This window comes from Allorhizobium sp. NPDC080224 (genome assembly GCF_050281005.1).
In the GTDB taxonomy this organism is placed as follows: Bacteria; Pseudomonadota; Alphaproteobacteria; order Rhizobiales; family Rhizobiaceae; genus Allorhizobium.
Genome location: NZ_JBNNWJ010000001.1, coordinates 1 through 12,885 on the forward strand (window position 1 = coordinate 1; position 12,885 = coordinate 12,885).

Annotated in this window: 9 protein-coding genes; 2 read left to right on the plus strand and 7 right to left on the minus strand. The window is 61.0% G+C overall.

Annotation, left to right across the window (positions count from 1 at the left end; all coding sequences use genetic code 11):
• Positions 1 to 110 precede the first annotated feature (110 nt).
• The 7 genes from nirB to ACQKP1_RS00035 all read right to left on the minus strand — a co-directional run bounded on the left by nirB (position 111) and on the right by ACQKP1_RS00035 (position 9,425).
• On the minus strand, positions 111 to 2,558 hold the full coding sequence (gene nirB, locus ACQKP1_RS00005; protein ID WP_203018903.1) for a nitrite reductase large subunit NirB: 2,448 nt from the start codon (positions 2,556 to 2,558) through the stop codon (positions 111 to 113).
• Positions 2,559 to 2,563: 5 nt separating this feature from the next.
• Complete coding sequence (locus ACQKP1_RS00010) at positions 2,564 to 3,361, minus strand: ABC transporter ATP-binding protein (protein ID WP_427273730.1); 798 nt, start codon at positions 3,359 to 3,361, stop codon at positions 2,564 to 2,566.
• A gap of 13 nt (positions 3,362 to 3,374) precedes the next feature.
• On the minus strand, positions 3,375 to 4,271 hold the full coding sequence (gene ntrB, locus ACQKP1_RS00015) for a nitrate ABC transporter permease (RefSeq protein ID WP_427273731.1): 897 nt from the start codon (positions 4,269 to 4,271) through the stop codon (positions 3,375 to 3,377).
• 88 nt (positions 4,272 to 4,359) lie between these two features.
• The gene (locus ACQKP1_RS00020) at positions 4,360 to 5,658 is read right to left on the minus strand and encodes a CmpA/NrtA family ABC transporter substrate-binding protein (RefSeq protein WP_427273732.1); all 1,299 of its coding nucleotides are present in this window, start codon (positions 5,656 to 5,658) and stop codon (positions 4,360 to 4,362) included.
• Between the two features lie 344 nt (positions 5,659 to 6,002).
• On the minus strand, positions 6,003 to 7,277 hold the full coding sequence (locus tag ACQKP1_RS00025; RefSeq protein WP_427276365.1) for a CmpA/NrtA family ABC transporter substrate-binding protein: 1,275 nt from the start codon (positions 7,275 to 7,277) through the stop codon (positions 6,003 to 6,005).
• Between the two features lie 33 nt (positions 7,278 to 7,310).
• Positions 7,311 to 7,898 carry an ANTAR domain-containing response regulator gene (locus tag ACQKP1_RS00030; protein WP_076391149.1) on the minus strand — a complete coding sequence of 196 codons (588 nt, stop codon included), beginning with the start codon at positions 7,896 to 7,898 and terminating at the stop codon, positions 7,311 to 7,313.
• 192 nt (positions 7,899 to 8,090) lie between these two features.
• Positions 8,091 to 9,425 (minus strand): MFS transporter, encoded by a 1,335-nt coding sequence (locus ACQKP1_RS00035; protein ID WP_006725333.1) that lies wholly within the window; start codon positions 9,423 to 9,425, stop codon positions 8,091 to 8,093.
• Between the two features lie 237 nt (positions 9,426 to 9,662).
• Here ACQKP1_RS00035 and cyoA point away from each other — a divergent pair, with 237 nt between their 5' ends.
• A complete protein-coding gene (cyoA, locus tag ACQKP1_RS00040) occupies positions 9,663 to 10,868 on the plus strand; it encodes a ubiquinol oxidase subunit II (RefSeq protein ID WP_427273733.1) in 1,206 nt (401 codons plus the stop codon).
• 12 nt (positions 10,869 to 10,880) lie between these two features.
• Positions 10,881 to 12,884, plus strand: coding sequence for a cytochrome o ubiquinol oxidase subunit I (gene cyoB / locus ACQKP1_RS00045; RefSeq protein WP_427273734.1), 2,004 nt, complete (start codon positions 10,881 to 10,883; stop codon positions 12,882 to 12,884).
• Position 12,885 lies beyond the last annotated feature (1 nt).

Sequence of the window (12,885 nt, forward strand, 5' to 3'; positions counted from 1 at the left end):
CTCCCCTTGAGGGGAGGGTCGGACCGAAGGTCCGGGGTGGGGTGATAAGCTGCAATGATCGATCACCCCACCCGCGCGTTCCGCGCGACCTCCCCCTCAAGGGGAGGTGTTCACTCCGCTGCCGCTGAAAATCCGACGGTAGCCATGGGCTTGAACTCGTGTTTGTCCTTGCCGGAGACACGCTCCGACCACGGGTCGACCTGGGCGAACTTCTGAGAGAACACGAAGCGCTCGTAATAGGCGCGCCGCTTGTCATGGTCCTCCATGATCTGGCGGCGGATCTCGTCATGGCCGATGCGTTTCGCCCATTTGTAGATCCGCTCGAGATAGCGGCCCTGCTCGCGATACATCTGGGTGAGCGCCACGATATGCTCCAGCGCCTCGTCCTCGGTCTTCACCTGACCCAGGACATCGGTGCCCTTGATGTCGAGGCCGGCGGCGCCCGCGAAGTGGATCTCGAAACCAGAGTCGACGCAGATCACGCCGATATCCTTGCAGGTCGCCTCCGCGCAGTTGCGCGGACAGCCAGAGACGGCGAGCTTGAGTTTGGCGGGCGTCCAGGAGCCCCACATGAACTTCTCGAGACGAATGCCAAGCCCGGTCGAATCCTGCGTGCCGAAGCGACACCAGTCCGAGCCGACGCAGGTCTTCACGGTTCTGAGGCCCTTGGCATAGGCCTGGCCGGAGACAAAGCCGGCCTTGCCGAGATCGGCCCAGACGGCGGGCAGGTCTTCCTTCTCGATACCGAGTAGATCGATGCGCTGGCCGCCGGTCACCTTCACCATCGGGATCTCGAACTTGTCGACGACATCGGCAATCGCGCGCAGTTCGGCAGAATTGGTCACGCCGCCCCACATGCGCGGCACAACGGAATAGGTGCCGTCCTTCTGGATGTTGGCGTGCACACGCTCATTGATGAACCGCGACTGGTAGTCATCGGCATATTCATCCGGCCAGTCTGAGACGAGATAATAATTGAGTGCTGGTCGGCATTTGGCGCAGCCGCAGGAGGTCTTCCATTCCAGTTCCTGCATCACGGCCGGGATCGTTTTTAATCCCTTGGCCTTGATCAGACGACGGACATCGTCATGGCCAAGCTCGGTGCAACTGCACATGGGCGTGACAGCGGCTGGGTTGTAGGCATCCCCAAGGGTCAGGGACATCAGCTGCTCGACGAGACCCGTGCAGTTGCCGCAGGAGGCGGATGCCTTGGTATGCGCCCTGACGCCGTCCAGCGTCGTCAACCCCTTGCCCGTAATGGCGCCCGTGATCTTGCCCTTGCAGACGCCGTTGCAGCCGCAGATTTCCGCATCATCCGGCAAGGCTGCAACGGCCGCCATAGGGTCCAGCGGAGACCCTCCCTGGTAGGACTGGCCAAAAATCAGTGTCTCCCGCATGGCGGAGATATCGGTCTGCTTCTTCAGGAGATCGAAGAACCACGAGCCGTCGGCTGTTTCGCCGTAGAGAACCGCGCCGATGATCCGGTTGTCCTTCAGCACCAGACGCTTGTAGACGCCTGCACTTGCATCGCGCAGCACGATTTCCTCTCGATCGGGCGCCTCGGCGAAGTCGCCGGCCGAGAACAGGTTGATGCCGGTGACCTTGAGCTTCGTATTGACCACCGAACCCTGATACTCGGCATTCCCGCCGGTCAGACGATCCGCGAGAACGCGGGCGCTTTCGTAAAGCGGCGCAACGAGGCCATAGCAGACCCCGCGATGTTCGGCGCATTCCCCGAGTGAGTAAATCGAGGCATCCGAGGTCATCATGCCGTCATCGACCACAATGCCCCTGTTGACCGCGAGCCCCGCATCCTTGGCAAGCTGGGATGCCGGACGGATGCCGACTGCCATGATCACCATGTCGCCGGAAATCACCCTGCCGTCTTCGAGTTCAACCCCTTCTACCCTGTCGCTGCCGAGGATCTGTTTCGTATTCGCCTTGGTGATGATCTCGATGCCGCGCTCCGCGAGCGCCTTTTCGAGGAGGTAGGCGGCAGCCGGATCGAGCTGGCGTTCCATGATCGTCGGCATCAGGTGGATGACGGTCACCTCCATCCCCTGACGCTTCAGGCCATAGGCCGCTTCGAGCCCGAGAAGACCTCCGCCGATGACGATTGCCCGTCCCTTGGCCTTGGCGATTTCCAGCATCTTCTCGACATCGTCGAGATCGCGATAGGCAAGAACGCCGGGTAATTGATGGCCGGGTACCGGGATGATGAAAGGCAAAGATCCCGTCGCTATGACCAGCTTGTCATAGGAGACCGTAATCCCGTTTGCCGATGTCACCGTCTTTGTCTGCCGGTCGATCTCGGTGACCTTGGCGCCCTTGTGCAGCGTCACGCCATGCGCCGCATACCAGGCGTCATCGTGGATGACGATATCCTCATAGGCCTTCTCGCCCGAGAGCACCGGTGAGAGCATGATACGGTCGTAATTGACCCGTGGCTCGGCATTGAAGATCGTCACGTCGTAGAGGCCGGGCGCTCTTTCGAACAGTTCTTCCAGCATGCGGCCGGGCGCCATGCCATTGCCGATAATGACCAGTTTCTCTGCCATTGACATCACTCCGCAGCTTCCACGAAGCGATGGCGCTCGTAGAGGAATTTCAATACGGCCTCGCGGCACTTGAGATAGGTCCGGTCGGAGGCAAGCTCGATCCGATTCCGGGGACGTGCGATCGGCACCTCCAGGATCTCGCCGATCCGGGCAGCCGGTCCGTTGGTCATCATCACGATCCGGTCGGAGAGCAGCACCGCCTCGTCGACATCATGCGTGATCATGATCATCGTATTGCCCAGCCGGCTATGGATCTCCATGACAGCGTCTTGCAGATGTGCGCGTGTGAGGGCATCCAGCGCACCGAAGGGCTCATCGAGCAGCAGCACCTTGGGCTCCATCGACAGGGCACGAGCGATACCCACACGCTGTTTCATGCCCCCGGAGATTTCGGCCGGCCGCTTGTCCTTGGCATGTGCCATCTGCACCAGATCGAGATTGTGCATGACCCAGTCGTGCTTTTCGGCCTTCGTCTTGCGACCGGAAAACACCTTGGAAACAGCCAAATTGACGTTCTCGTAAACGGTGAGCCAGGGCAGCAGCGAATGGTTCTGGAAGACCACGGCACGGTCCGGACCCGGGGCGTTGACCTCCAGGTTTTCAAGGAGAACTGCACCTGCGCTTACCCGCGTCAGCCCGGCAATGAGATTGAGCAGCGTCGACTTTCCGCAGCCGGAATGACCGATGATCGAGACGAACTCGCCCTTGTCGATGGTGAGCGTGATGTCTTGAAGAACCTCGGTGCGGACCCCGCCGCGCTCGAAGCTTTTGTCGATGTGGTCGATCTTGAGATAGCTGGACATGATGGCGTCCCCCTCAGTTCTTGGCTGTGCCACGGGTGACGACGCTGCCGAGCAGGGCGACGAGCTTGTCGAGAACAAAGCCGGTCACGCCGATATAGACGAGCGCCACGATGATGTCGGAGAGGCGCGAGGAATTCCACGCATCCCAGATGAAGAAGCCGATACCGACGCCGCCGGTGAGCATTTCGGCTGCAACGATGGCGAGCCAAGAGAGGCCGACGCCGATCCTGAGGCCGGTGAAGATGTATGGCGCTGCAGCCGGCACCATGATCCGCACGAAGAATTCCAGCGGATTGAGGCGCAAGACGCGGGCGATGTTGCGATAGTCATCGGGAATGTTGCGCACGCCGACCGCGGTGTTGATGATGACAGGCCAGATCGACGTGATGAAGATGACGAAAATCGCCGAGGGATTGCTGTCCTGAAAGGCCGCAAGCGAGAGCGGCAGCCAGGCGAGCGGTGGTACGGTGCGTAGGATCTGGAAGATCGGATCAAGGCCCCGCATGGCCCAGATGGACTGCCCGACGACGGCACCGAGGAAGACGCCGACGATGGCGGCAAGGCCGAAGCCTATGGCGACGCGTTCCAGCGATGTCAGAACCCGCCAGGCAAGCCCGATATCCTGCGAGCCGTATTCGAAGAACGGGTAGGCGATCAGATCGTAACTGTCGGACCAGACCTGGGAAGGCGACGGCAATGTCGCGCCGGGCTGCGAACAGGCGATCTGCCAGATGGCGAGAAGCACCAGCGTGACCACGAGCGGGGGCAGTATATTGCGCAAGACATCGGCGCCGGCCCGCTTCAGATCGATTTTCGGCGTCGCGCGCCTGGCCAGGTGAACGACGGTTCCGGTCCGGTCCGGGGAGACGGCGATCGCCTCTGTCTCTGCTTTTCGGGCGGTTGCGGGCATGTGTTTTTCCTCTGCGCGTGTCGAAAGGGAGTTGTTCTTGCCTCCGAAGGCCCTGCGAGTACCGCAGGGCCTTCGGAAATGGCGCGCGTCAGGCGCTCGCCTTGATGGCGAGGCTGTCGAGATAAGCCTGCGGATTGTCGGGGTCGAAGACCTTGCCGTCGAAGAAGGTTTCCGGACCACGCGAGGCGGAGGACGGAATGTCGGCAGCTGCGACGCCGAGTTCCTTGGCGGCCTCGCGCCAGATGTCCTCGCGGTTCACCTGGTCGACGAGGGCCTTGATGTCGGTGTCGGGCGCGAACTTGCCCCAGCGGACATTCTCGGTAAGGAACCAGGCGTCATGGCTCTTGAACGGGTAGGAGGCATGGTCTTTCCAGAACTTCATTTCGAGCCCGGAGTTCTCGACCACCCGGCCGTTGCCGTAGTTGATCGTGCCTCTCAGGCGACCCACAACGTCCTTCGGCGGAACGTTGAACCATTGCCGCTTGCCGAGGATGTCGGACATCTCGTCCTTGTTATCCATGCTGTCGGCCCACATCTGGGCTTCCATCACGGCCATGAGAAGTGCCTTCGCGGCAATGGGGTTCTGTTCGACCCAGTCGGAGCGGAGGCCGAGCGCCTTTTCCGGATGCCCCTTCCAGAGTTCGCCGGTCGTACAGGCGGTGAAGCCGATATCCTGGTTGACCAGCTGCTCGTTCCAGGGCTCGCCCACACAGAAGGCATCCATGTTGCCGACCTTCATGTTGGCGACCATCTGCGGCGGGGGAACGACGATCGTCGACACGTCCTTGTCCGGGTCGATGCCGCCGGCGGCCAGCCAGTAGCGAATCCAGAGGTCGTGTGTGCCGCCCGGGAAGGTCATGGCCACCTTCACCTCGCCGCCGGCCGCCTTCTTGGCGGCAAAGACATCCCGCAGCTTGGATGCGTCGAGGCCGACGCCAGTCTCGGCATATTCCTTGGCGACCGAAATGCCCTGGCTGTCGAGGTTGAGGCGCGCGAGGATAGACATCGGCACCGGCACATTGTTCTGCGTCACCTTGCCGGCCGAGATCAGGTAGGGCATCGGGGTGAGAATATGCGCACCGTCGATCCCGTTCGAAGCGCCGCCGAGCACCAGATTGTCGCGGGTGGCACCCCAGGACGCCTGCTTCAGCACTTCGACCTCGGGCAGGCCGAACTTAGCGAACAGCCCCTTTTCCTGGGCGATCACCAACGGTGCGGCATCGGTCAGCGCGATGAAGCCGAGCTTCGCCCCCTTCACCTCCGGCCCGGAGCCAGCCGCAAAGGCACCGAATGGAAAGGCCAGCTTCGCGGCACTGACGACGGCAGCTGCCGATGTAAGCTTCAGAAGCTGGCGGCGGGTGGTGCTCATTCCTGTAGTCTTCGTCATTTTTTGTGCCCCTCTGGTGTGACGGAGATCCGGAAAAACAAAAAAACGCCGCTCGGTGACTGCATCTGCGGGATCGAAGGATCCCGTGTGCAAACCAAGCGACGTCGGTGTCTCTGGTGAGCGCGCTTCAGGCGCTCTTTCGTCCGGTCGCCGTTGACCGGATGTTTTTCAAGGAAGCAAAGGCCGTGCCAATTTCAATGGGAAGGCCCAAGTTGCTGAATTCAAATTGGAAAAATCTCTGCGGCCACGACTACGCCTGTACAAGACAATGGATGACCGGGGTTCAAAATTTGTGCAACTGCACAAGGGTGTCCAGAATTGAGGCCGCCCTTTCGTGCATTCGATCAGTCGTCCGTGGCCATTGACGGCCGCTTCGCCCCGGAACGGACCTCGAAACCAGAGACATAGTCGGTCATTCGATTGGGGTCGAAAATCCGTCCATCCATGAAACGGTCATCTTCCAAACTGCCTGGCAGAGGGGATGCATCGTCTGGCATTTGGGCTCCGGATCCGAGTGCTGCGCGATAGAGGTCGGCGCGGTAGGCGCTCTTCGCCTGCTTCAGATTGTCGGCGCTGTGATCGACCTGCCCCCAGCGGATCATCTGGCTATAGATCCAGAGCGCCTGATTGACCTGCGGAAAGTTCGCTGCCTGCCGGTGAAACACGAAGTAGTCACGGATCAGTCGACGATTGCCCTGGGCATCCAGGCTGAACTCGCCGGCCAGGACGCGGCGAATGATGTCCCGTGATGCAGTGATGTAGCGAGGGGAGGCCAGCATCTCGGAAAGATGATCATGATTGTCAGGCTGGTCGCACCAGCGGGCGGCCTTGTCGAGAGCCACGATCAGCCGGCCGACCGTGTCGGCGTTGGCTTCCGCCCAATCCGGCCGCATGCCGACCACCTTCTCCGGCGCAGAGGGCCAGATATCCTGCTTGGCCGCGACGATCCGACCGACACCTCGTTCGGAAGCAACCATGTTCCAGGGCGCACCGACACAAAAGCCGTCGATCGCTCCGGCAGCCAGCGCATCGGAGGTGAGGGGTGGCGGCACGACAACGAGCTTCACATCACGATCCGGATCGACGCCGCCAGCGGCCAGCCAGTAGCGGAACTCGTAATTGTGTGACGAGAAAGGATAGGTCATGCCGAGGGTCGGGGGCTGTTCGCCGTTCTGCCGCATGTCATGCAGCACACTCGCCAACGCTCTTGCCAGTTGAAGCGCGCTCGCATCCTCTGCCAGATCGGCGCGCAACTTCATCCGTTCGAAGAGGCGCAGCGACAGCGTGATCGCATTGCCGCCGCGACCCAGAGAAAAAGGGGTGATCGTCGGGGAGGGATTGGAGCCGAGCTCCAGCATCGAGGCGACCGGCATGGGCGACAGCATATGGGCGATGTCGAACTGCCGGAAAGCCAGGCGATCACGGACATTGGCCCAGGAGACATCGCGCACGAGGTCGAGTGTCAGTCCTTCCTTGTCGGCAAATCCCATCTCCGCAGCCGCGACCAGGATCGAGGCATCCATCAGCGGAATGAAGCCGGCACGCAGGATACGCTGCTCCCGCCCGGACACATGAACCGCCGGAGCGCCTGGATCGATGTTTCGCTGCCTGCTCATCATATCGCTCACTTCACTGTCCCCGCGCGCCGGTCATCACAGCAGCAATCCCGCAGCGGTCACTACGCTCTGGGCTATGTCGACCAGTTTCTTTTTCTCGTTCATGGCGGTTTGACGCATGAGCGCGAAGGCTTCCTCCTCGCTCATGCCGCGCATCTTCATCAGGATGCCCTTGGCGCGCTCAATGACCTTGCGCTCCTCGAGCGCGTTCTTCGCTTCGGCCAGTTCGCGTTGCAGACGGCTGAACGCGTTGAAGCGGCTGACCGCCATATCGAGGATCGGCTTCACCCGTTCCTTGCGCAACCCATCGACGATATAGGCCGAGACGCCGGCATCCACGGCGGCCTCGATGGAGGCGCTGTCTGAGCGATCGACGAACATGGCGATCGGCCTGCTGACCGAGCGGGTGAGCTGGAAGAGATGCTCCATCATGTCACGGTTCGGGTTCTCGATATCGATGATGATGACGTCAGGCGCCAGCGTCTCCACCGTCTTGGCAATTCCCTGTACCCCGAGAGCGACGGTCACGTGCCGGTGACCTGCCTCGCGCAAACCGTCCTCGATGATCGCTGCGCGAACAGCGTTTTCATCGATCACAAGGATGGTGAGGTCGAGATGGTTCATGTGCGATTGATGACGCAATGCAACAAAGTTGGCAAGCTTATGGCCTAAATTTTGAGCTTGCTGCAATGGAAACTATTTTTTGAGCAGATTGGCCCGCCGGCATGAACAGTGACGCAGAAAAACGAAGCCCCCGGAGTGGTCAACTCCAGGGGCTGTCGGAAAAGTGCGGGCTTCGTCTGTATTCGTTGGTGCTCAGTCCTGGCCCTTGGGCTGGAGCGATATCTGCCGTGCGAGCGCAAGCGCGATCAGCGTGCAGACGGCACCCGATAGAAGGTAGAGGCCGGCTGCAAACAGACCGAACCAGGTGGACAGCAGCAGTGCCGCGAGCGGCGCAAACCCTGCCCCAAACATCCAGGACAGTGCCGAGACAATCGCGGAGGCCGTGTAGCGGTTTCGGCGGTCGAACAGCGAAGCGATGGTTCCGGAGGACTGGGCGAAATTGAAGCCGAGAATGACGAAACCAACCATCATGTAGGCGACGACACCGGCTTGGCCGCCGTTCAGCAGCAGAGGCGCCGTCAGCGCGAAGGCGCCGATGGCCCAGGCCCCCCAGACGAGGATCCTGTCGCGGCCGATCCGATCCGAAAGCCAGCCTGAGAATAGCATGGCAAGGATACCGACAGCAGCACCGGCCGCTTCGATCAGGAGGAAGGTGCCCGGTGCTTCGTCCGTGTAGAGGAAGATCCATGAAAGCGGGAAAACCGTGACCATGTGGAACATGGCAAAGGTTGCAAGCGGCACGAAGACGCCGAGCAGAACCGTGCGTCCGTCTTGCGACAAGGTGGAGCGCAACCTCGTCGGTGTCAGTTCGTTCGTCTCGAAGAGCTCCTTGAACTCCGGCGTGTCGACGATGCGCAGACGCGCAAAGAGTGCCACGACATTGATCGCGAAGGCGACGAAGAACGGATAGCGCCAGCCCCAGTCGAGGAAGTCGGCGGCCGAAAGCGTCATGACGAGGTAGGCGAACAGCACGGCGGCGACGGCAAGGCCAACCACAGCGCCGAGCTGAGGGATCATGGCATAGAAACCACGCTTGTCCTTCGACGCAGTGATGGCCAGCAGCGGTGCAAGGCCATCCCAGGTGCCGCCAAGCGCCAGACCCTGGCCGATGCGCAGGAGCGCCAGCATGGCGATCGCCCACCACCCGGCGGTTTCATAGGAGGGCACAAGACCCATGGCGACGGTCGAGGTTCCCAGCAGGAAAAGCGCCACCGTAAGCTTGGTCACGCGGCCATGCCGGCGGTCGAGGGCCGTGAAGATGACCGTGCCGAGCGGTCGTGCCACGAAAGCGAGAGCCACAAGCACGAAGGACCAGAGTGTCCCGGTCAGCGGATCGAGGAACGGAAAGATGCGCGCCGGAAAGACGATGACCGACGCGATCGCGAACACGAAGAAGTCGAAGAACTCCGACGTGCGCCCGATGATGACGCCGACAGCGATATCGGACGGGGAAACGTGATGGTCATCTTCTGAAGTTGTGCGGCCGTTCTGTGCGGCCGGAGGTGCAGAACCGGTCATGCTCGCCATGTCGCGGGATCACTTTCTCGATTGTACTGGGCGGGCGCACATCGGGAGATACAGCCTTCGCCTTAGTCTAACATGCTGAAATGAAATGCCGCAGGTGCGGCCAAATTGACAGGTGACAAATTGTCGTATGTGCTGCACCGCAAAACCCAACTAACTACCTTGATGAATGTCAATGGTCGTCGAGTGGTGTTCGGGGGGACCCCTGCTCTGTGACCCGTCAGTGTATCAGGGTAAGAGATGCAAGAGCTTCGCCTCCCGAAAATACTGGCCGCCGTGGTGGCGGTCCTTTTCCTGTCCGCCTGCAAGGCCGAAGTCCTTGCTCCGACCGGCGACGTCGCCGCCCAGCAGCGTGACCTTCTCGTCATCTCCACGCTTCTGATGCTGGTCATCATCATTCCGGTGATGGCGCTCACCTGCTGGTTCGCTTGGCACTACCGTGCATCCAACAGTCAGGCGATCTACAGGCCGAACTGGTCCCACTCGACCAAGCTCGAGCTGATCATCTGGGCAATCCCCCTGATGATCATCATCTGCCTGGGAGCGCTGACCTGGGTCGGCACCCACCTTCTCGATCCCTATCGGCCACTGGCGCGCGTGTCTGCAGAGCAGCCGCTTGATCCGCAGCAGGAGCCGCTCGACGTTCAGGTCGTGGCCCTCGATTGGAAATGGCTCTTCATCTACCCGCAATATGGCGTCGCGGCCGTCAATGAGCTCCCGGTTCCAACCGATCGGCCGATCCGGTTCTCGCTGACCTCCTCTTCGGTCATGAATGCCTTCTACATCCCGCACATGGCCGGCATGATCTACGCAATGCCCGGCATGCAGACGACGCTGCATGGCGTCTTCAATCAGGAGGGCACCTTCCAGGGTCTCGCCTCGCATTATTCGGGCGCCGGCTTCTCCGGTATGCGTTTCAAGGCGAGGGCAACTGATGCCGCAGCCTTCGAGGCTTGGGTTGAAGAGGCCCGTGCGGGCGCCGAAAAGCTGGACCGGGCGAAGTACCTTGAACTCGAGCGTCCCACCGAGAACGTCACGCCGATCACGTTCGCCAGTGTCGATCCGCAGCTCTTTCCGCGCGTGGTCAACATGTGCGTCGAAGACGGTAAGATCTGCATGGCCGAAATGATGGCGCTCGATGCCCAGGGCGGAACGGGTCTCGCCGGAACGGTCAATATGAGCGCGCTGATCTACGACAAGCATGAACGTCGCGGCACGCGCGAGCCGGTCTTCGGCTGGGAACCCTTCAAGGTTCTGGGCTTCTGCTCGGCGGAAGAACTGGAGCAGATGCTGGCCGCAAAGCCCGCTTCCTACAACGACCAGCCCGTCGTTTCGGGTCCCCTGATGGGACACAACATGCCGCAGCCGGTATCGCCTTTCGGCGGTGAGGCCGAACGTTTTCTCACGCTCGTCCGGCAGGCATCCGGCAATGCGCCGCAACTCTGACAGGAATTTGGCATGGCTACGATAGACCATTCCACCACGCTTCTTCTCGGTCGCCTCAACTGGAGTGCGATCCCGACGGACCCGATCGTGCTCGCGACCTTCGTCGTCGTGGCCATCGGCGGCGCCGCAACGGTGGGCGCGTTGACCTATTACCGCCTATGGGGTTACCTCTGGCGGGAATGGCTGACCTCTGTCGATCACAAGAAGATCGGCATCATGTACATAATACTGGCCTTGGTGATGCTGGTGCGTGGCTTCGCCGACGCCATCATGATGCGACTGCAGCAGGTACTCGCCTTCAATGGCTCCGAGGGCTATCTCAACGCCCATCACTACGACCAGATCTTCACAGCCCACGGCGTGATCATGATCTTCTTCGTGGCGATGCCCTTCGTAACCGGCCTGATGAACTACGTCGTGCCGCTGCAGATCGGCGCACGTGACGTTTCCTTCCCCTTCCTCAACAATTTCTCCTTCTGGATGACCGTCGGCGGCGCCGTGCTTGTCATGGCCTCGCTCTTCGTCGGTGAGTTCGCGCAGACCGGCTGGCTTGCCTTCCCGCCGCTGTCGGGCATCGGTTACAGTCCATGGGTCGGGGTCGATTATTATATCTGGGGCCTGCAGATCGCCGGCGTCGGGACGACCCTCTCAGGCATCAACCTGCTCGTCACTATCGTCAAGATGCGTGCGCCGGGCATGACCCTGATGCGCATGCCGATTTTCACCTGGACCGCGCTCTGCACCAATGTGCTCATCGTTGCCTCCTTCCCGGTGCTGACGATGACGCTGATCCTGCTGACGCTCGATCGCTACGTGGGAACGAACTTCTTCACGAATGATCTCGGCGGCAACCCGATGATGTACATCAACCTCATCTGGATCTGGGGCCACCCCGAAGTCTACATCCTGATCCTGCCGCTCTTCGGTGTCTTCTCGGAGATCACCTCAACCTTCTCGGGCAAGCGCCTCTTCGGCTACAGCTCGATGGTCTATGCGACCGTCTGCATCACGATCCTGAGCTACATCGTCTGGCTGCACCACTTCTTCACAATGGGTTCCGGCGCCTCGGTGAACGCCTTCTTCGGCATCACAACCATGATCATCTCGGTGCCCACGGGAGCCAAGATCTTCAACTGGCTCTTCACCATGTACAAGGGGAGGGTGCGCTTCGAATTGCCGATGATGTGGACGGTCGCCTTCATGCTGACCTTCACCATTGGTGGCATGACCGGCGTTCTCCTGGCCGTCCCGCCGGCAGACTTCGTCCTGCACAACTCGCTCTTCCTGGTGGCGCACTTCCACAACGTCATCATCGGTGGCGTGCTCTTCGGCTGCTTTGCCGCGATCGCCTACTGGTGGCCAAAGGCCTTTGGCTTCCAGCTCAATGTCTTCTGGGGCAAGGTCTCCTTCTGGAGCTGGGTCAGCGGCTTCTGGCTCGCCTTCATGCCGCTCTATGTGCTCGGCCTGATGGGTGTCACCCGCCGCATGCGCGTCTTCGATGATCCGGATCTCAGGATCTGGTTCATTCTGGCTGCCCTCGGCGCGCTCCTGATCGCCGTCGGCATCGCCGCCTTCTTCATCCAGATCGCAGTGTCGATCTGGAACCGGAAGGACAACATGGACGTCACCGGCGACCCCTGGGATGGTCGCACGCTGGAATGGGCGACATCCTCCCCGCCGCCGGCCTACAACTTCGCCTTCACGCCTGTGGTCCACGATCTCGACGCCTGGCATGACATGAAGCAGGTCGGTCAGAAGCGTCCGAAAGCACCCTATCTGCCGATCCACATGCCGCGTTACACCGGCACGGGTGTGATCATCTCAGGCCTCGCCACGGTCTGCGGCTTTGCGCTGGTCTGGTACATCTGGTGGCTGGCGGCCCTGGCCTTCCTCGCGATCATCGCCGTCTCGATCGCCCATACCTTCAACTACGACCGGGACTATTACGTCCCCGTCGACGAGGTCGAGCGCGTCGAAAAGGCGCGTGACCGCGAACTGGCAAGCGTAGGAGCGTAAA